This window comes from Arthrobacter mobilis (assembly GCF_012395835.1).
GTDB lineage: Bacteria > Actinomycetota > Actinomycetes > Actinomycetales > Micrococcaceae > Crystallibacter > Crystallibacter mobilis.
The window spans coordinates 140533-158791 of record NZ_JAAZSQ010000004.1; the positions used below are offsets into that span (position 1 = coordinate 140533).

The 18259-nt window shown below is 68.2% G+C and carries 19 protein-coding genes; 7 read left to right on the forward strand and 12 right to left on the reverse strand.

Annotation, left to right across the window (positions count from 1 at the left end; translation table 11 throughout):
- Nucleotides 1-22: 22 nt before the first annotated feature.
- Together HGG74_RS06680 and HGG74_RS06685 are read right to left on the reverse strand one after the other, a co-directional pair.
- On the reverse strand, nt 23-586 hold the full coding sequence (locus tag HGG74_RS06680; protein WP_168485574.1) for a dihydrofolate reductase family protein: 564 nt from the start codon (nt 584-586) through the stop codon (nt 23-25).
- A 30-nt stretch (nt 587-616) separates the two neighbouring features.
- The gene (locus tag HGG74_RS06685; protein WP_168485575.1) at nt 617-1714 is read right to left on the reverse strand and encodes a DNA alkylation repair protein; all 1098 of its coding nucleotides are present in this window, start codon (nt 1712-1714) and stop codon (nt 617-619) included.
- Between the two features lie 380 nt (nt 1715-2094).
- Here HGG74_RS06685 and HGG74_RS06690 point away from each other — a divergent pair, with 380 nt between their 5' ends.
- Nucleotides 2095-2724, forward strand: coding sequence for a DUF4230 domain-containing protein (locus HGG74_RS06690; RefSeq protein WP_168485576.1), 630 nt, complete (start codon nt 2095-2097; stop codon nt 2722-2724).
- 160 nt (nt 2725-2884) lie between these two features.
- Here HGG74_RS06690 and HGG74_RS06695 read toward each other — a convergent pair whose 3' ends face one another.
- The 6 genes from HGG74_RS06695 to HGG74_RS06720 all read right to left on the reverse strand — a co-directional run bounded on the left by HGG74_RS06695 (nt 2885) and on the right by HGG74_RS06720 (nt 8265).
- Complete coding sequence (locus tag HGG74_RS06695) at nt 2885-3805, reverse strand: DMT family transporter (RefSeq protein ID WP_312856768.1); 921 nt, start codon at nt 3803-3805, stop codon at nt 2885-2887.
- Entirely contained in the window at nt 3802-4398 is a 597-nt protein-coding gene (locus HGG74_RS06700) for a TetR/AcrR family transcriptional regulator (RefSeq protein ID WP_168485578.1), read from the reverse strand. Before HGG74_RS06700 ends, HGG74_RS06695 begins: the two co-directional genes overlap by 4 nt.
- A gap of 152 nt (nt 4399-4550) precedes the next feature.
- A complete protein-coding gene (locus HGG74_RS06705; protein ID WP_168485579.1) occupies nt 4551-5042 on the reverse strand; it encodes a hypothetical protein in 492 nt (163 codons plus the stop codon).
- Between the two features lie 375 nt (nt 5043-5417).
- On the reverse strand, nt 5418-6797 hold the full coding sequence (locus HGG74_RS06710; RefSeq protein WP_168485580.1) for an NAD(P)(+) transhydrogenase (Re/Si-specific) subunit beta: 1380 nt from the start codon (nt 6795-6797) through the stop codon (nt 5418-5420).
- On the reverse strand, nt 6794-7120 hold the full coding sequence (locus HGG74_RS06715; protein WP_168485581.1) for an NAD(P) transhydrogenase subunit alpha part 2: 327 nt from the start codon (nt 7118-7120) through the stop codon (nt 6794-6796). Before HGG74_RS06715 ends, HGG74_RS06710 begins: the two co-directional genes overlap by 4 nt.
- The gene (locus HGG74_RS06720; RefSeq protein WP_168485582.1) at nt 7120-8265 is read right to left on the reverse strand and encodes an NAD(P) transhydrogenase subunit alpha; all 1146 of its coding nucleotides are present in this window, start codon (nt 8263-8265) and stop codon (nt 7120-7122) included. The genes HGG74_RS06715 and HGG74_RS06720 overlap by 1 nt, the downstream gene beginning before the upstream one ends.
- A gap of 204 nt (nt 8266-8469) precedes the next feature.
- On the opposite strand from HGG74_RS06720, the gene solA reads away from it, so the two are divergent.
- The 5 genes from solA to HGG74_RS06745 all read left to right on the forward strand — a co-directional run bounded on the left by solA (nt 8470) and on the right by HGG74_RS06745 (nt 13733).
- Nucleotides 8470-9648 carry an N-methyl-L-tryptophan oxidase gene (solA, locus tag HGG74_RS06725; RefSeq protein ID WP_168485583.1) on the forward strand — a complete coding sequence of 393 codons (1179 nt, stop codon included), beginning with the start codon at nt 8470-8472 and terminating at the stop codon, nt 9646-9648.
- Nucleotides 9649-9693: 45 nt separating this feature from the next.
- Nucleotides 9694-10668: an AraC-like ligand-binding domain-containing protein gene (locus HGG74_RS06730; protein ID WP_168485584.1), complete on the forward strand. Its 975-nt coding sequence runs from the start codon at nt 9694-9696 to the stop codon at nt 10666-10668.
- A 113-nt stretch (nt 10669-10781) separates the two neighbouring features.
- Nucleotides 10782-11144, forward strand: coding sequence for a cupin domain-containing protein (locus HGG74_RS06735; RefSeq protein ID WP_168485585.1), 363 nt, complete (start codon nt 10782-10784; stop codon nt 11142-11144).
- 97 nt (nt 11145-11241) lie between these two features.
- Nucleotides 11242-12558: an MFS transporter gene (locus HGG74_RS06740; protein WP_168485586.1), complete on the forward strand. Its 1317-nt coding sequence runs from the start codon at nt 11242-11244 to the stop codon at nt 12556-12558.
- Nucleotides 12555-13733 carry an FAD-dependent oxidoreductase gene (locus HGG74_RS06745; protein WP_168485587.1) on the forward strand — a complete coding sequence of 393 codons (1179 nt, stop codon included), beginning with the start codon at nt 12555-12557 and terminating at the stop codon, nt 13731-13733. Before HGG74_RS06740 ends, HGG74_RS06745 begins: the two co-directional genes overlap by 4 nt.
- A gap of 54 nt (nt 13734-13787) precedes the next feature.
- Here the strand turns inward: HGG74_RS06745 and HGG74_RS06750 are convergent, their stop codons facing one another.
- Complete coding sequence (locus HGG74_RS06750; RefSeq protein ID WP_168485588.1) at nt 13788-14276, reverse strand: TspO/MBR family protein; 489 nt, start codon at nt 14274-14276, stop codon at nt 13788-13790.
- A 101-nt stretch (nt 14277-14377) separates the two neighbouring features.
- Here HGG74_RS06750 and HGG74_RS06755 point away from each other — a divergent pair, with 101 nt between their 5' ends.
- Nucleotides 14378-14794, forward strand: a complete 417-nt coding sequence (locus HGG74_RS06755; RefSeq protein WP_168485589.1) for a ChaB family protein — start codon at nt 14378-14380, stop codon at nt 14792-14794.
- Between the two features lie 32 nt (nt 14795-14826).
- Here HGG74_RS06755 and HGG74_RS06760 read toward each other — a convergent pair whose 3' ends face one another.
- From HGG74_RS06760 to HGG74_RS06770, 3 genes are all read right to left on the reverse strand, one after another.
- On the reverse strand, nt 14827-15630 hold the full coding sequence (locus tag HGG74_RS06760; RefSeq protein WP_168485590.1) for a hypothetical protein: 804 nt from the start codon (nt 15628-15630) through the stop codon (nt 14827-14829).
- A 92-nt stretch (nt 15631-15722) separates the two neighbouring features.
- A complete protein-coding gene (locus HGG74_RS06765; RefSeq protein WP_168485591.1) occupies nt 15723-17366 on the reverse strand; it encodes a sulfatase-like hydrolase/transferase in 1644 nt (547 codons plus the stop codon).
- The gene (locus tag HGG74_RS06770) at nt 17363-18175 is read right to left on the reverse strand and encodes an ABC transporter ATP-binding protein (RefSeq protein WP_168485655.1); all 813 of its coding nucleotides are present in this window, start codon (nt 18173-18175) and stop codon (nt 17363-17365) included. The genes HGG74_RS06765 and HGG74_RS06770 overlap by 4 nt, the downstream gene beginning before the upstream one ends.
- Nucleotides 18176-18259 lie beyond the last annotated feature (84 nt).

Here is an 18259-nt window from a genome sequence, read left to right on the forward strand (position 1 = left end):
GGGCATCTTCGCTTTCCGGCGTTCACTCCACGGCATACCGGGTGGCCAGCATGTCCGGCGCCAGCTGTTCTGAACTGACCAGGCTGAACCGCACTTGGGCTGCGGCCGGCGGGCAGGCTGCCAGACCGGCGCCGATGGCCGCCGGCACCACGTGCAGCTGCAGCTCGTCCACCAGCCGTTCGCGGAACAGCAGGTCGGTCAGCTGCAGGCTGCCCCAGACGATCACGTTGCCGGGTTCGCGCTCCAGAAGGCTGCGGATCCCCGCGGCGTCGCCGGAAATGATCCGGGCCTCGCCGTCGTCTCCCCACGGGGCCTTCTCCAGGGTCGAGGACACCACGTACTTGGGCAGCCGGTTGATGGGCCCGGCCACGGATTCCTCCTGCGGGTCCGCCTTGGGCCAGTAGTCGCTGAACATTCCGTAGGTGACCCGGCCGAGCAGGATGGCCGAACAGTCCTCAAGCAGCCGGCGGTTCGCGTCATTGATGGCGTGCCAGTCCTTGACCCGCCCGAAGAAGTCCAGGCTGCCGTCCGGTGCTGCGGCGAATCCGTCCATGCTGACGATCTGCTGGACCAGCAGCTTTCCCATGAGTCTGACCTCCCGTTCGGTCTGTACCGGCTATTGGACGACGTCGAACCCGGCACTCGGCGATAGCACCCCGTTGACCTGTACCTGCAGGGCGTGCCGGCCCGGGTAGTGCACCCGCGTGGTCATCGGGCGGAAGGCGTGGGACTTGCGGAACCGGCGGGTCTGTCCCGGCTCCAGGTCCGCGACGGCGAGCTTGAAGACTTTCGGGGCGAGCGCGCCGTTGGCCTTGACGTAGTGGACCAGATAGTCGACGGCCACCCGTGCCGTGTGCTCCGAGCCGTTGGTGACCTCGACGGCGAACTCCAGCTCCCCGGGCAGCTCGACCACGCTCCGGTCCAGCTCCGGGGCCGATACGGAGACCGAGCCGTTGGAAAACCCTAGCAGGGCGAGCGCGCCCGGATGGGCCTTCTTGACCAGGGTGCGCAGCCCGTGCCGCACCACCCACGCCGCGCCGTCGTCCGGGTCTTCCATCCAGCGAGCCGCCGCCGACACCACCTCGCCGGGGGCGTGGCGCGCAAGGTCGTTGAGGTGGTTGGCCACGGAGCGCCGGACCAACTGGCTCGGATCCGTGTGCAGGGCATCGAGGATCGGGAAGGTCGAGTCCGGCCGGGCGATGATCTCCGGAACGCGGATGGCCCAGGGCAAGTACGGCCTGGTCCCTTCGCTGGCCAGGCGGCGGACGTGTTCGTCCGGGTGCGCCGTCCAGTCCCGGGCTGCCGCCAGCGCCCGGTCCAGGTCCTGGATGAGCAGGCGGCGGATGGCGAATTCGGCGGTGAGCCGCGGGGTCAGTTCGGCCAGCAGGGCCAGCACGTCGTCGAAGGCCCGGGTGCTGCCGTCCCGGAGCGCGAGGTCCACGGCTGCCTCGCTGACCGGCCAGATCATCCATCCGGTGAAGGCTTCGTCGGCCAGGGCGGCGCGGAAAACCGCTGCTGCGCCGTCGTAGCCGGTTCCCAGATCCGCCGTTAGGGCTTCGGCCAGCAGGCCGGCCCGGGCACGGATTGCCAAAGGTTCGAGCTTGGCTTCCGCCGCGGCGAGCGCGGGCCAGGCCGGACGGCCGGTGACGCGCAAAAGCGAGGTCCGCAAGCCGTCAACGGCTTCCGGTCCCAGCAGGTCATTCATCACGCCCATGCGGTCCTCCGGTGGCGCCGGGCACCCGGCGCCTCACATTGAATGCTACGGCGTCCTGCCGACAATCCGGAGGCAGTCTGCGGCAGCGGCGTGAGATGCAGGCCTAGTTGGAAGAAATCCCACTCCACCGTGCCACGGAGTGGGCGAACACTCGAAGCCAGTGACCGTAGATTCGTCCGCCTACTCGTAGGCCGATTAGGGCGTTTTGATTAGCGGGTCAAGTTTCCGCCGACGCTGGCCGTACGGCGAACTCGGCATGCGCACGCCGGTCGAGTCGAGCACAGGCGCTACACTGAGGCTGAATCAGCCCACCCGGCACCCGTCGGACAGGCAAATCGATAGGAACGGCCCCAGGGCGTTTCAAGGGCTAGAAGGGGCCAATGATCGTCAAGCTTTTCAAGCGCATCGCGTTCGTGGTGGTTGGCGCGCTCGTGGCGCTGGCCGTGCTCGGTGCAGCGAACACGTTTGGGTTCAGCCCGTTCCAGTCGCGCCAGACAGACCGGAGCCAGCCCGCGCTGCTGACGTCGATCAAGGACATCAGCCAGTACCACGCCGCGGTCGGCAACTTTCAGGTGGTGCTCGACCGAGAAGACGACGACATCGCGTGGATGCCCGACATCATCGCCGGACGTCGGACGCTGTTTGTCGCGGCAGGCACCGTCAACGCCTATGTCGATCTGTCAGGTCTCGCCGAGAAGGACTTGAAGCTGTCCGCGGACGGCAAGTCGGCGACGGTACGGCTGCCCGAGCCGCAGCTCGACAAGCCCAACCTCGACCACGACCGGTCCTATGTGTTCATGCAGGACCGCGGGGTGCTCGACCGGATCGCCGACGCGATCGAGACGCCCCAGCAGGCGCAGTTCTACCGACTCGCCGAAACGAAGATGACCGCAGCCGCGGAGGAGTCGGAGCTACAGAAGAGGGCTGCCGAGAATACCAAGGCCATGCTGACCGGCATGTTCGGCTCGCTCGGAATCCAGGTCACCTTCCTCGACGACGCGTCCGGCTAGGCCGTGTTGATCAAGTCGGTAAGAAGCACCTGTGTCGTCCAGAAGACGAACTTGGTTGTCCATCTGCTTTAGGCCCCACATCAGCCCCCGCTTGTCAGCCCAGCTGGAGTCTTCCAACTAGGGTGCGTTTCTTCCAACTAGGCCTGCATCTCACAAGCGGCTAGGAACCGGTGGGGGCGCGAGGGGTCAGGACGAACAGGCTGCCCACCACGAGCGCGGCCCCCAGCCAGCCCGCTGCCGGCAGCCGTTCGCCCACGACGAGAACTGCCAGGACGGCGGCGACAACGGTTTCCACGAGGGAAAGGCCTGTCGCGGTGCTCGCGCGGACACGGGCCAGGCCCCACCCGAACAGCAGGTACCCGGCGAACATCGGCACGAGCGCCATGTACGCTCCCACCGTGAAATTCTGCCAGGAGTCCAGCAGCGGTCCGCCGGTGATGGCGAGGACGGGCATCAGCAGCAGCCCGCCCAGTCCGAAGACGGCACCCATGGCGGCCCGGGAGGGCACGCCGCTGCCGATCAGCCGGTGGGCAGCCCAGGAATAGAGGGCATAGGTGGTGCCTGCAATGAGGCCGAGGGCGATGCCCAGCGGCATGGCCGCCGAACCTGCGGCCTCCGGACCCTCCTGCCCCTCGCCGGCGAAGCACAAGAGCCCGGCGCCGGCCAGACCGACCAGCGCGCCAAGCATCCACCGACGGGTGAACTTCCTATTGTCCGCAACGCGCTCGATCACCACCGACGCCAGCGGGGCCGACCCGATCGAGACCACCGTGCCGACCGCCACGCCGGCAAGGTGCATGGAGGTGTAGAAAGCCAGCGGATACGCCGCAACTGCTGCCGCTCCCACAGCCACCAGCGGCCATTGGCCTCGCAGGGGTGCGGAAAAGTCCGCGATCGGCCGCGCCGCGGACAGGGCCTGGAGGATTCCGCCCAGGCCCATGGCCACGGCTCCGATGGCCAGCGGGCTGACGGCCGGGGCAAAGGTGGCAGCGGTTCCCGTGGTGCCCCACAGCACCGACGCTGCCACGACGAACAAGGCACCCAGGACGGGTCCGTTCACGCGTTCAAGTGCAGTGCTCACAGCTCCTCCAGCAGCCGGGCGGCGATCCGCCGTCCGTCCTGGAGGCATTTGTCGCCGCCCTCGAGGCCGGCCCGTGCCATGGAACCTTCGAGCAGGAACGCCAGATGCCGCCCAAGCTCGCCGGCACGTTCGTCCTGCCCCGGCAGCAGTTCCGCCAGATGCCCGGCCAGGAGGCCCTCGACCTCTTCCTTGTGCCGCCGCACAGCCAGCCTGCCCGGATCACCCGCCGGCAGTTCCGCCGCGGCATTAAGCAGCCCGCAGCCCCTGAACCCGTGGTCATACGCAAGGGCAGCGTGGTCGATGTAGGCATCGAAGATGGCCAGGATCCGCTCCTGCGGTGTGGCCGCAGCCGCAACGCGGGCCCGGTAGAGGCCGAGCCACTCCTCGTGCCGGGCCTCGAGATACGCTGCCACGAGCTCGGCCTTGGAGGCGAAGTTGTTGTAGAGGCTCTTCTTGGCCACGCCGGCCGTGGACGTGATGGTGTCGATTCCCGTCGCCACCACGCCGTCGGAGTAGAACAGGCGTGCGGCAGCCTCCAGCAGCAGCTCGCGGGCCGGCCGCTTCCGGGCCACTGGACTTCCCGGTGCACTCATCGAAGGCTCCTAACGCTCAGTAGGTAGACCAGTATACCTACTGAGCGAATAGCTTGCTTCACGTCACTTCGGGAGCCGGCGCCGGACACCTTGGCGCTTCATGCGCTATCCGTACTGCGCCATGATCGAATGTGCCCGAGCGGGCTGCCCCATCAACGCAGGATCTCCACCAGCGCGATCCAGGAAAACATCACGGCACTGATAATGGACAGCACACTGCCAGCTGCCACCCAGACATACCCGCCGCCTGCCCCTGTTACAAGCAGCACCGCGCCAACCGTGAACGCTGCGGGCGGCAAGGACCCTGTCAGGATCTTGATCGCCCGGAAGGCGGGGCGCTGTCCTTCCTCACGCAGGATCGCACGGGCGGCAAACACCTCGATCAACCAGACGACCGCCACCCCGACCAGCACTGCCATACCCAGCAACCACACCGGCTGGCCCGGAATCAGCGCCAGGCAGGAAGCCGCAACGGCCAGCACAAGCGCCCCGATCGAGGAGCCAGCACGCACCGGCAGCGTCACCGTTTTGAGGATCTCGACGATGTTGACCGACATCGCCACGATCAGCAGGCCTGCCAGCGCCGCGCCGGCGCCCGCGACGGCGACGTTGAAATCGGACCAGCCCACGAGCGTGCTTTCCATGGCGGCACTCTACTGGTTCCGCTGCCGCCGGAGGTACGGGAAGGCCGTCTGCGCCCGACAGACCGCCTTCCTCGTAAGCAAGAGCTGTTTCTTGTCCTCTGGTTGCAGCAATCCGCCGGTTGGAGAAATTCTGCCTGATCAGCGCCGGGTTAGTTCCCTAGCTCACTCCACACGTGCACTCCGGCCTGCAACCGGGTCATTCCCTGCATGAGTCGGCAACAGATGCAACAGACCTCGTCAGCAACCTATGTCGCTTCCTGATGCCCAGTTCGACTCCGGCGACGCCGAGTGCACATGCGGCAATGATGTCAAGGACGAGTCCCGGTCTTCCGGCTGGGCTGACCGGGCCCTGCCGTCCGTCGATGGCAGCCCGGCTCACAGCGCCTTCACCGCGCTGAGCAGCTTGTCCATGGTCTCCTTCGCGTCGCCGAAGAGCAGCGTGGTCTTCGGGTCGTACAGCAGCTCGTTTTCGATCCCGGCAAAGCCCGGCCGCATGGACCGCTTCATGAAGACGATCTGCTGGGCCTCGTCCGCCCGCAGGATCGGCATGCCGTAGATCGGGGCGCCCGGGGTCGTCTTCGCGGCCGGGTTCACCACGTCGTTCGCGCCGACCACCAGCACCACGTCGGTGTGCTTGAACCGGGGGTTGATCTCGTCCATCTCCACCAGCTGCTCGTACGGGACCTGTGCCTCGGCCAGCAGGACGTTCATGTGCCCGGGCATGCGCCCGGCCACCGGATGGATGGCATAGGCCACTTCGACGCCGCGGTCGGTGAGCACGTCGGCCAGTTCGCGCAGGGCGTGCTGGGCCTGGGCCACCGCCAGGCCGTAGCCCGGGACGATGATGACCCGGCTGGCGTAGCCGAGCATGATGGCGACGTCCTCGGGGGTGGCCGAGCGCACCGGGCGGTCGCTGGCGGTGCCGGCCCCGAGCGTCGAGCCACCCTTAAGGGCTCCGAACAGCGTATTCAGCACCGACCGCCCCATGCCCCGGGCCATCATCACGGTCAGCAGCGTGCCGGAGGCGCCGACCAGGGTGCCGGCGATCAGCAGCAGGACGTTGCCCAGGACGTACCCGCCGGCCGCGACGGTCAGCCCGGTGAAGGCATTCAGCAGGGAGATGACGATCGGTACGTCGGCTCCCCCGACGGGCAGCACCAGCAGCACGCCGGCCAGCAGTCCGAGTGCGGCCAGGATGGTGCCCGGCAGCAGGCCCGGGCCGGCCGCCGTCATCACGGCAATGGCGACGGCGGCCAGCACCGCGGCCCCGAACAGCACCGGCAGGCCGGGGAAGACCACCGGCCGGGTGGTCATCAGTCCCTGCAGTTTGGCGAAGGTAACCACGGAACCGGCGAAGCTGACCCCGCCGACGACGGCGGTGAATGCCGCCGCTGCCGCCGTCACCACCGCGGAACTGTGGGTTCCGGAGAGTCCGTGCAGTTCGACGACGGCGACGATCGCGGCGGCCGCGCCGCCGACGCCGTTGAACAGCGCGACGAGTTGGGGCATTTGCGTCATCTGCACGCGCCGGGCCCCCACGGCGCCCAGCACGGTGCCGACGCCGACCGCGGCGAGAATGGGCACGATGTTGCCAAGGGGACGCTCGAAGAAGACGGCGGCGGTGGCCACGACCGCCGCTGCGGCGCCGAGCAGGTTCCCGCGCCGCGCCGTCTTCGGCGAGGAGAGCCCTTTCAGCGCGAGGATGAAGCAGACCGCCGCGAACAGGTACGCCGCCTGCACCCAGACCGGGATCACGCGGCACCGTCCTTCTTCGCCGGTGCTTTCCCGGGCGTCTTCTTATTTGGGGCGGAGAACATTTTGAGCATCCGGTCGGTGACCACGAAGCCGCCCACGAGGTTGACCGCGGCGAGCACGGTGGCGGCCAGGCCCATGACCAGTACCGGCGCTGAATCCGCGGTCCCGGCCACGAAGATGGCGCCGATCAGGATGATGCCGTGGATGGCGTTGGTCCCGGACATCAGCGGTGTGTGCAGCGTGGAGGAGACCTTCGAGATGACCTCGATGCCCACGAAGATGCTCAGGGCCAGGATGGTCAGCCAGATAATTGCCTCGTCCATCACGCGGGCCGTTCGGCGTCCAGGGGCCCCTGCAGGAGGGCCTTGGTGGGTTCATGGCGGACCTGCCCGTCATGGGTGACGCAGGCGCCCGCGACGATCTCGTCCGCGAAGTCGGCGCTGAACCTGCCCTCGGGGCCGGTCAGCAGGCCGAGCAGGTTCACGATGTTCTGGGCCAGCAGCCGGCTGGCCGGGCCGGGCAGCTGGCCCGGAACGTTCCGGCCGCCCCAGACCCGGGCCCGGCCGATCCTGACGGTTTCCCCGGGCACGGAACCTTCCACGTTGCCGCCGGTTTCGGCCGCGAGGTCGATCACGACAGAGCCGGCCTTCATCCGGCGGACGTTGTCCGCGGTGACCAGCCGCGGGGCCTGCCGGCCGGGGACCGCCGCCGTGGTGATCAGCACGTCCGCGGCGGCAATGTACGGCTCGAGCAGTTCCTGCTGCCGGCGTGCCCGATCCGCCGTCATCTCCCGCGCATACCCGCCGCTGCCCTCCAGGGTTTCCAGGTCGAGCTCAATGGGCTTTCCGCCAACGGAGGCGATTTCCTCGGCGGCCGCCGCCCGCACGTCGTAGGCCCGGACGACGGCACCCAGGCGCCGGCAGGTGGCGATGGCCTGCAGGCCGGCGACGCCGGCACCGAGGACGAGGACCTGGGCCGGCTGCAGCGTGCCGGCGGCCGTCATGTTCAGCGGGAACATGCGCGGCAGCATGTCCGCGGCGATAATCGCGCAGCGGTAACCGGCCACGAGCGCCTGCGAGGACATAGCATCCATGGCCTGCGCCCGCGAGATCCTCGGCACCAGCTCCAGAGCGAAGGAGGTGATGCCGGCGCCGGCCAGTTGGCGGACCAGCTCCAGCGACTGGGCCGCGGGCAGGAAGGACACCGTGGCCGTGCCGCGCCGCAGCCTGGCCACCGTGTCTCCGGTCAGCGGCCGCACGGACACGGTCAGGTCCGCACGCTCGGGTCCGTCGTCGGCCAGTTCGGCGCCGGCCTGCACATACTCCGGGTCACCAAAGTCCGCCCGCTCCCCCGCGCCCGGCTCCACGAGGACGCGGTGCCCGGCGGCGGCCAGCTTGGCGACGGCATCCGGAACGAGGCCGACCCGGGTTTCCTCCGGTGCCCGTTCCCGCACCAGTGAAATCAGCACCCCTGCGACCCCTCTTTCCCACCCGTCGTGGCCGGCGGCAGTCCGGCTGCCGGGCACGACGGGAGAACCTGAAGTCAAGGTAGTCCTCGGAGGGATGCTGGTCGAGGGGTTCGGGGAATTATTTTGCGTACTCCATGCCACTGCGGAACCCGCTGTGGCAACAAGGGAAGATAGATCTACCCACATCCCTCGAAGGAGTCCCCCATGCCCCGCGGCTATTCGCACATTGTCATCGGAGCCGGAGCCATCGGCTCGGCCACCGCCTACTGGCTCGCCGCCCGGGGCGCCGAGCGCGTGCTGGTGCTGGAGCAGTTCGACCTGGTCAACACCTTTGGCTCCTCCGGGGACCATTCACGGATCATCCGGCATGCCTACCACAGCACCGCCTACACGAAGCTGACGCCTGCCATGTTCGAGGCCTGGAAGCAGGTCGAGGCCGAGTCCGGGCTGAAGCTGGTGACTACCACCGGCGGCCTGGACCTGGCCGCGCCCGGCAAGGGCGCGGCGGAGCTGGCCGGCTACCAAGCGCCAATGGACGCCGTCGGGATCCCCTACGAGAAGCTCACCGCAGACCAGATTCGCGAAGCTTGGCCGCAGTGGCGGATCGACGACGACGTGACCGGCATGTTCCAGGCCGACGGCGGCCTGCTGGACATCCGCAGGTCGGTCTCCGCGCATACCTCGCTGGCGCTGGCCCGGGGCGTTGAGTTCCGGCCGCACACCAAGGTCGAGTCCGTCTCACTCAGGGCCGGCACTGTGGAGGTGGCGACGTCGGCCGGCCGCTTCACCGCCGACCATCTGGTGGTGGCCGCGGCCTCCTGGCTGGGCGAGCTGATGCCGGACCTGGGCCTGAACTTCACGCTGGCGCTGTCCCAGGAGCAGGTCAGCTACTTCGCCTCCCGCGAGCTGGCCCGGTTCACGCCGGAGAAGTTCCCGATCTGGGTCTACCACGACACCGAGGTGCTCTACGGCTTCCCGGTCTACGGCGAAGCCGGGGTGAAGCTGGCCCGGGACATGCGCGGGCATTTCATTGCCAGCGAGGACCGGGTGTTCGAGGGCGATGACACCGAGGCGGCGATCCTGCGCGGCTTCCTGGAGAAACATCTGCCCGGGGCCGCCGGGCCGGCCCTGGCGAACAAGACCTGCATCTACGATATGGCCCCGGACCGGGACTTCGTGCTGGACGCCCTGCCGGAGCATCCGAATGTGGCGGTGTTCAACGGGGCCGGGCATGCGGGCAAGTTCGCCAGCCTGATCGGGCAGATCCTGGCGGACCTGATGCTCTCGGGCAGCACCGGGCACGATATCAAGCCGTTCAGCCTGCTCCGGCCGGCCATCACGGATCCGGAGTTCGTTCCGGTCTACCGGTTGGGAACTGCCTGAACCCTGTAAGGTATGTACACCGTTCGAGGGGTGAGGAGTTCCCGGGTGACTGGAGCAACCGTGCTGGAACCGGGCCTGCTGGTGGGCCAGCGGCCGATGGACCTGGACGAATGGGCCGTGAAAATCCGCAACTCCTTCATGCCCATGGACGTCCGCAGTGCCGATCCTTCGCTGCTGGACCGGGAATTCAGGGCCCGGATGGGCGGGGTCAGCATCGGGGACCTGCGGATATCATGCATCGATGCCGATCCGCACAGCGCGCATTCGCTGGAGCCTTCCCGGGGCGGCGTTCCCCCGTTCTACAAGTTCACGCTGCAGCTGAACGGCACCTCGATGATCATCCAGGACGGCCGCGAAACCGTGCTCCAGCCCGGCGACATGGCCATTTATGACGCGGCGCGTCCCTGTTCGCTGATTTTCACCGAGTCCTTCTCCTGCCTGCTCGTACAACTCCCGCGCCATGCCGTTGAACTGGGCCCGGCTGCCGTCCGGGAGCTGACCGCCAGGACCCTCTGTTCCGATTACGGGCCGGCCGCCCTGGCCAAACCTTTCCTGGCCAACCTTGCCGGGCAGATCGGCAACTGCCATCCCTCCGCGCTGGCGCCAATGTCCGAAGCAGCCGTCCGCCTGATCGGCTCGGTGCTCATCGAGGAACACTCCCGGCTGGGAGCCTGCACGGAACCAACCGCCGGGCTGGTCGGCCGGGTGATGCGGTACCTGGACGGGCACATCGCCGATGACACGCTCGATGCCAAAACGCTTGCGGCAGTGCACAATGTGTCGCTGCGCAGCCTCCAGCGTGCCTTCACCAAGGAGGGCCTGACCGTCAGCGCCGCGGTCCGGCTCCGCCGGCTGGAACACGCCCGCCGCGCGCTGCTGGACCCGGCCAACGCCTACCAGACGGTCGCAGGCCTGGCCGCCCGTTCCGGTTTCACCGATCCGGCCCTGTTCAGCCGGCTGTTCCGCCAGCAGTACGGCACCACGCCGTCGGACTACCGCGCCGGGAAGCGCCCGGCCTGAATGGCACAAACCGACAATAACTTGTCACCCCAGTCCAAGACGGCCCGGCAACCTGCTTGGAACGATGGAGGGAAAGCCAGAGCGGCTCCCACCCATCGAACCGGAGGTCAGTGTTGTCGGTCATTGAAAATACCGGAAGCGTAGTCCACATCCGCGCCGCCGAAGCGGACGGAAACTGGGCACCGTTCGAAGCCGGGGACCGCGTCGTCGGCGCCGCCAGCCGGCTGACCGCTGCCGCCCCCGCCGCAGCCCTGGCCAGCGCCGGCCTGTGGCGGCACGAGGCGGAACCGCCGGTCCCCTACGCCCGGCCCAACAGCCACGAATTCGTCTACCTGGTCGAAGGCCGCGCCGTGATCACGGCCTCCGACGGCACGTCCTGGACCCTCGAAGCCGGCGACATGCTCCATGTCCCCCAGGGCTTCACGGGTACATGGGAAACCCAGGAAGACGTCCTCAAATTCTCCGTGGCCTGCTGACCCCTTGTTCCTGCACGCCGGCCGTTCGAGGCCGGCCGGCTCCTCACGAAGGGAGAAAACCGTGGCCCATGCACCACGCCACATCGAAGATTCGCCCATGACGCCTTTCCTCTGGCGGGTGACCACGTTCACCGTCGGAGGCATGTTCTGCGACGGCTTCATCCTGGGCGGCATCGGCGTCGCCCTCACCCTGGCGGCCCCCGCCCTGGGACTGTCCGACGCCTGGATCGGGGCCATCGGCGCCGCGTCCCTGTTCGGCATCCTGTTCGGCAGCCTGGCCGCCGGCTACCTGTCCGACCGCTTCGGCCGGCAGAAGCTTCTGATCGCGGACCTGCTGCTCCTGCTGGCCGGTTCGCTCGCCCACCTGGTGGTCACCGACGAGGTCCAGCTGACCATCCTGCGTTTCATCATGGGCATCGCCATCGGTGCCGAATACGCCATCGGCGCCGCCCTGATGTCGGAGCTCATCCCGCGCAAGGGGCGCGGCGCACTGCTGGCCAGCCTCAATGCCGGTTGGATCCTCGGCTTCGTGGCCGCCTACGTGGTGTCGTTCCTGATGCGCGACGCCGGCGCATCGTGGCAGCTGATCCTGGCCTCCAGCGCGGTCCCGGTGGTCGCTGTGCTGCTGCTGCGCATCGGTTCCCCCGAGTCTGTCCGCTGGCTCATCACCCAGGGCCGGACCGCGGAAGCGGAGGCCATCGTCCACCGGTTCTACGGGCCGGAGTACGGGGTGCAGGGCTTGGAACCGGTTACCCGCGGCCAGCGGAACTTTAGCCGCCTGTTCAGCCCGGAGTACCGCAGCCGCGCCATTTTCGCCGGGGTCTTCTGGGCCTGCCAGGTCATCCCGCTGTTCGCCCTGACCATCTTCCTGCCCCAGGCCCTGGGCGCCCTGGGCGTCGAGGATGAGTTCGCCGCCTCCATGCTCGTCAACGGCATGCTGGTCCTGGGCGCCGCCACCGGCGTCCTGGGGGTGCAGAAGTTCAGCCGCCGCGGATTCGTCATCTGGACGTTCGTGGCCACGACGGCGGCCCTGGCTGTCGTTTCCTTCGCCGACTACATGCCGCTGGCCATCGGGCTGCTCGCCTTTGCCTTGTTCGTCCTGATCGGCAGTGCGGCGTCCAACCTGGAATACGTGTACCCGAGCGAAATCTTCCCCACCGAGATCCGCTCCTCCGGCATCGGCTTTGCCACGGCGGTCAGCCGCATCGGTTCGGCGGTGAGCACGTTCATGCTGCCGATCGCCCTGGGCGGGCTCGGCAACCAGGTGACCATGCTGCTGCTGGCGGCCGTCTCCCTGGCCGGCGTGATCGTCTCCGCGCTCTGGGCACCGGAAACCAAGAACCTGTCCCTGGCCGAATCGGCAGCCGCCGGCACGGCCCGCCGCATGCAGGACCGGACCGAGGTGGCCTCATGAGCGCTCCCCGGGTCGGCGTCGTCGGTCTGGGTGCCATCGGCAGCATGACGCTGTGGCAGCTGGCCCGCCGCGGCATCCCCGCCGTCGGCTTCGAGCAGCACTGGTCCCCCAACGATCGCTCCGCCCACGCCGGGGAAAGCAGGCTCTTCCGCAGCCTGCCGTACCTGGAAAAGGCACCGGGCGACCGGGCGATACTGCGTGCCGCCCGGGGACTGTGGCAGCAGCTGGAGCAGGAATCCGGGCACCACGTCTACTTCCAGAACGGCGGCCTGGTCATCGGGCGCGAAGACAACCCGGGGCTGCGCAACGTCGCGGCCCTGGCCGCCGGGCGCGACGGCACCGAGGCGAACATCCTCGACGCGCATGCTCTGCGCGGCCGGTTCCCGCAGTTCCGGATCAGCGACGGCGAGATGGCGGTCCTGGATGTCCACGGGGGCCTGCTGAAGCCCGAATGGGCAGTGGCGGCGGCGGTGCGCACCGCGGTGGCGCACGGGGCACAGGTCCGCACGGCCAGCCGGGTGCGTGGCTGGCGGGAAGCGAACGGACAGATCCTGGTCGAAACCGGCCAGGAGTCCGTGGCCGTGGACAAGCTCATTGTGTGTCCCGGCCCCTATGCGGGCGAACTCCTCCCGGACCTGCCGCTGAAGGCCCGGCGGCTGCTGCTGGCCTGGTTCGCCCCGGATGACGCTTCCCGGGTCCCGGCCTTCCAGGCCGAGGCGTTTCCCTCGTTCGTGCGGGAATCGGAGCTGGGATTCACCTACGGCGGGCCCTCGTTCGACAACACGTTCATCAAGCTCGGCGGGGACTTCGACTGGGGCCGGGCCGAAGAGCCTTCGTGCATGGACCGCAATATCACTGCCGAGGACCTGGCCGGGGTCCGGGCGGTGGCGGCGCAGGAACTGGTTGGCATCGATTCCTCGCCAGTCAGGGCAGAGATGTACATGGATGCCTGGTCCGATGACGGCACGGCACTGCTCGGCGCCCTGGATGCGGACGCGACGCAGATCCTGGCCGCCGGATTCACCGGCTACGGCTTCAAGATCTCCCCGGTGATCGGTTCGATCCTGGCCGACCTCGCCGGGCGCGGCGAAACGGACTTCGACATCGGGTACATGTCGCCGGCCCGTTTCCGCCGGGAGCCGGCCGCGGAGGAGTTGTTGCCCGAACGCGCCTAGCACGGACCCGGCGGGCAGGCGGTGTTCCTGCCCGCCGGGCTGCCGGCGTAGAGTTCAGCGCCGGGAATTAAGCCGGGCGATCGCCGTCGTCAGCACGGTGGCGAAGCCGCACCACAGCGCATACGGGGCCAGCGCAGCTCCCGCATGCGGCGAGACCTTGGCGGTGCGCCGGACCAGGTCCGCGCTGCTGGCAGCCAGCACCGCGCACTCCGCCGCAGCCACCCACGGCCGGCGGGAGCGGAAGAACAGCCAGCTCCAGCCGGCATTGAGCACCAGGTTGGCGGCCAACGCACGGCGGTAGCGGCGCCGCTCGGCGGCACGCGACTGCTCCTCCAGCCCACCCAGGGCAGCTGCACTGGCTGCTGCCAGATCCGCGTAGAGCGTAGTCCAGACAACAGGGAAGGCCGCCGACGGCGGCTGCCAGGCCGGTTTGCGCAGGCTGCGGTACCAGCGGCTGGACGGATCGGTGGCAATCGAACCGGCCACCGCCGTCGCCGTAGCGGCAGCGGCGGTCCAGGCCAGGGTGGCGGGGCGGATGCTCATGACGGTCCTTTACCCCTTGGCTTCGGCTTTCAAGCGTGCGAGGTTGGAAATGACATCGGAAACCTGCGACGGCAGACAGATCCGGAAGGAGCGTGGTCCCGGTGCCGAAGACCAACAAGGGTGGCAGCGCGAAGAAAAGCGAACTGCCGAGCACTTTGAAAAAGTCCGGCAAGAAGGCGCAGGACACCTTCGCCAAGGCGCACGATGCGGCGCTTGAGAGCTACGGCGAGGAGGACCGGGCCTACCGGGTGGGCTACAGCGCGCTGAAGCACACGCACGAGAAGGTCGGTGACCACTGGGAGCCCAAAGAAGAAGCCGGGCCCTCGGACAAGCAGGCCAAGGGCGGGCAGGACACCTCCCGGCCGACCGCCGGCGGCGTCGATGCCAACGCCTCGAAGCAGCACCTTTACGACCTGGCCAAGCGGCTCGAGGTGCCGAACCGGTCGAAGATGAGCAAGGACGAACTGGTGGAGGCGATCCGCAAGGCCAATGACAAGGAGACCCGGAAGAATCGGTAGGGGCCTGCCGGGTTCGGGACGGCGCGCCTTAGCTATTGCAGCTGCCCCACGCTCAGCGTCTGCAGCCCTTCAGGAACTTTGTCGTGGGCGCTGACAAGCCGGAGCCGGAAGAAGGCGCTCCAGCTCATCACCCCGGTAATGATCATGGCCAGCGCCGTGAAGGGAATGACATAGTTCAGGATCACTGCAACCCGGAGCATGAAATTCTGGTCAAAACCCCAGTAGATGCCCAGCATGAGGAACGCATAAATCAGGGCCAAATTGCCCAGGAACAGGATGGCGGTGATAGCAAAGGCATGCTGCCACCACTCCCGCCGGGCGGTCAGCCGTGACGAAATGTCATCCACATTCACCATGGCAATGTCGCTGAGGCTGTTTTCCGGATCAGGCGCCGGCTCTCCGTCGCACAGGAAACTCAGGCGCAGGTAGAAGTCGCGCTTGAGCTGGCAGGGACCGATCTCGATGACCGAGGGCTTCGGGCCCTCCTCGATCCTCACTTTGGTACCGCGTGCCGCGTGGCCCTCCCCCGGACCCAGGGTCCCCACAATCCACGTGCCTAAATCCAGGCGAATCGGATTGCCACCGTCAAAACTCGACGTCGGGATGTCTGCGCGCCCCAGCGACCGCAGGGTCAGCGTGGCGAGGTATGGTTTGTCGAGCGGCTGGCCTTCGTACTTGACCGAGAGCTTGTCCAGGCCCGGGACCTCCGAGGTCATCAGCGGGACGCCGCTGACCCTGTAGGTCAGCTGCCGCTTGGGGTGGGCCTTCCAGTACAGAATGATGGTGACCAGAACACCCAGGATCGTTGCCACCGGCCCCAGCTTGGCGATGTCCATGGTTGAGTTTAATCCCGGCATGATCAAGGGGAACAGCAACGCGGCGGCCGGGTACCCACGGGTAAACCCGGCCGCCGCCGTCGTGCTGCCGGTCAGGCTGCGGCAGTCGGGGCGATCCCCTCGTCCGCCAGCGCGGCCATGCCCTCGAGCATCGCCACGGTCAGCGAGTCCTGAAGTTCCTTGAACTTCGGCTCGCCGGCCACGTTGTTCAGTTCCTCGCGGTCCAGCACGTGGTCGTACAGTTCGGTGATGTCGGTGCCGAAGTACCTGGTCAGGCGGCCCTCCTTGGTCAGTACCGAGCGGGTGCGCACGGGCCCGGGCAGGCCGGGCAGGCCGAAGGGCTGGTCCTCCTCGATGATCAGGGCGTCCCGGACCGAGTCCGCTTCCCCCTTCAGCAGCGGCACCAGCGAAACACCCTGGATGCCGCGGTAGAACCGGGTGCCGGTCAGTTCCAGCAGGGTCGGGGCCAGGTCGGCGGTGGAGACCAGCGCGTCACTGGTGCCGGCCGGCTTGCCGGGAACCTTGACGGTCAGCGGCACATTGGTCACGGCGCGGTAGTGGCTGAAGTGCTTGAGCATCAGCCCGTGGTCACCGAACAGGTCCCCGTGGTCGCTGGTGAAGATGACGATGGTGTCCTCGGCCAGCCCGTTCTCCTCGAGCGCGGCCAGGACGCGGCCAATCTGCTCGTCCATCAGGGTGATCAGCCCGTACTGGGCGGCCAGTGCCTGGCGGAACTGGGTCTCGTCCGCGGCGAAGGTCATGGTCGGGTCTTCGTTGGGTTCGCCGCGGTGCTCTAACATGTGCCGGATGTGCGGCGGGGACTTGGCGTGGTCCTGCCAGAAGCCGACGGGCAGCTGGACCTCGTCCGGCGAGTACAGGTCCGCGTAGCCTTCCGGCGGGGAGAACGGGTGGTGCGGGTCCGGGAAGGAGACGAACATGAAGAACGGATCCTCGGCCCCGGCAAACTCCGCCAGGTGTTCGACGGCGCGTTCGCCCACGTAGCTGCTCGGGTGCAGTTCCGTGGGGATGGCGCTCTGGTAGACCTGGTCCCAGCTGTCCAGCCGCCGCGGGGCGTTGGCGGCGCCGCCAACGGCCAGCGGGTCCAGGCCGCGTTCGCGGGCCCAGTGCAGGTAGTGCCCGCCGGGCCGGTCGCCGTGGCCGATCACCAGGTCCACGTGCCGGTAGCCGTAGTAGTCCGCCGGCAGCGGGATGAACCGCTCGTTGTGGGCCTGGCTGTCCTCCCACTTGTCCCAGCCTGCCGGGCGCAGGCGGAGGCGCGCGTCGGCGGCCTGCGGGTCCAGCAGCAGCGGGTCGGTGGCCTGGATTTCGGCGCGCTGGACCGGTTCGAAGTCCCAGCCCATGTTCTGGTGGTGCAGCTTGCCCACTGCCGTGGTCAGGTAGCCTCCGCAGGAGAGGGCCCTGACCATGTTGCCGGCGTCCGGGTCCATGGTTATGCCGTTGCAGCGGGTGCCGTGCGCCGAGGGCCAGCGGCCGGTGAGCAGGCTGGCCCGGTTGGGCATGCAGGTCGGGTTGGTGACCGTGGCCTCGGTGAAGACCATGCTGCCGGCGGCGAGCCTGTCCAGGTTGGGGGTGCGCACGACCGTGTTGCCGGCGAAGCCGAGGTGGTCGGCCCGCAGTTGGTCGGCGATGAAGACCAGCACATTGGGACGCTTCGCGCCGGTCACATTGGGACGCTTCGCGCCGGTCACATCGGGCCGCTTCGCTGCTGCGCTCATGCCGGTTTCCGGATCATGGACAGCACGGTGGTGCGCTGCTCGGCGAATTCGGGCAGGGAGCGGGTGCTGATCTGGTCCCGGGGCGCGGGCAGGTCGATGCCGATGACGTCGAGCACCCGGGCCGGCTTGGAGCCGAGCACCACCACGCGGTCGGAGAGGTAGACGGCCTCGTCGATGTCGTGGGTGACCACCAGGATGGTCATGCCGAAGTCCTCGCGGATCTTCAGGCACAGGTCTTCGAGCTCGAAGCGGGTCTGCGCGTCCACGGAGGCGAAGGGCTCGTCCATGATCAGGATTTCCGGGCGGTAGGCCAGCGCGCGGGCAATCGCCACGCGCTGCTGCATGCCGCCGGAGAGCTGCCAGGGGTACTGGTTCGCGGCGTGGGCCAGGCCCACGGCTTCCAGTGCCGTGTCGATGCGCTGGTTCATTTCCTGTGTGGGCAGGTGCAGGTGGCGCAGCGGCAGGCGCACGTTCTTGCGCACGGTGAGCCAGGGCATGAGCGAGCGGCTGTAGTCCTGGAAGACCAGTGCCATCTCCGGCGGCGGCCCGGCAATGGTGCGCCCGTCGATGGCGGCGGTGCCGGAGGTGGCCGGCTGCAGGCCGGCCAGGCACTTGAGCAGGGTGGTCTTGCCGACGCCGGAGGGGCCGACGATGCAGACGACCTCGCCGGTGTTGACCGTGAAGGTCAGGTCCTCGATCACGCACTTGGCGTTCGCGCCGGAGCCGTAGGTCTTGGACAGGGCGGTGACTTCCAGCCGCGGCGGCGCGGTCGCACCGCCTGCGTTGCCGCTGGTGCTGTCCGCAGTCATGTCGGTGGTGCCGGCGGGGTTGAGGGCGGGGTTGGTGTCGGTGGTGTTCACGGGGGTCCTCCTGTGCGTCCGTGCGGGCCTGGG

Excerpts from the sequence above, each read along its gene's own strand:
- HGG74_RS06680 (WP_168485574.1), bottom strand. The coding sequence starts at position 586 with ATGGGAAAGCTGCTGGTCCAGCAGATCGTCAGCATGGACGGATTCGCC.
- HGG74_RS06685 (WP_168485575.1), bottom strand. The coding sequence starts at position 1,714 with ATGGGCGTGATGAATGACCTGCTGGGACCGGAAGCCGTTGACGGCTTG.
- HGG74_RS06690 (WP_168485576.1), top strand. The coding sequence starts at position 2,095 with ATGATCGTCAAGCTTTTCAAGCGCATCGCGTTCGTGGTGGTTGGCGCG.
- HGG74_RS06700 (WP_168485578.1), bottom strand. The coding sequence starts at position 4,398 with ATGAGTGCACCGGGAAGTCCAGTGGCCCGGAAGCGGCCGGCCCGCGAG.
- HGG74_RS06705 (WP_168485579.1), bottom strand. The coding sequence starts at position 5,042 with ATGGAAAGCACGCTCGTGGGCTGGTCCGATTTCAACGTCGCCGTCGCG.
- HGG74_RS06715 (WP_168485581.1), bottom strand. The coding sequence starts at position 7,120 with ATGGACGAGGCAATTATCTGGCTGACCATCCTGGCCCTGAGCATCTTC.
- solA (WP_168485583.1), top strand. The coding sequence starts at position 8,470 with ATGCCCCGCGGCTATTCGCACATTGTCATCGGAGCCGGAGCCATCGGC.
- HGG74_RS06740 (WP_168485586.1), top strand. The coding sequence starts at position 11,242 with ATGACGCCTTTCCTCTGGCGGGTGACCACGTTCACCGTCGGAGGCATG.
- HGG74_RS06745 (WP_168485587.1), top strand. The coding sequence starts at position 12,555 with ATGAGCGCTCCCCGGGTCGGCGTCGTCGGTCTGGGTGCCATCGGCAGC.
- HGG74_RS06750 (WP_168485588.1), bottom strand. The coding sequence starts at position 14,276 with ATGAGCATCCGCCCCGCCACCCTGGCCTGGACCGCCGCTGCCGCTACG.
- HGG74_RS06760 (WP_168485590.1), bottom strand. The coding sequence starts at position 15,630 with ATGGACATCGCCAAGCTGGGGCCGGTGGCAACGATCCTGGGTGTTCTG.
- HGG74_RS06765 (WP_168485591.1), bottom strand. The coding sequence starts at position 17,366 with ATGAGCGCAGCAGCGAAGCGGCCCGATGTGACCGGCGCGAAGCGTCCC.
- HGG74_RS06770 (WP_168485655.1), bottom strand. The coding sequence starts at position 18,175 with ATGACTGCGGACAGCACCAGCGGCAACGCAGGCGGTGCGACCGCGCCG.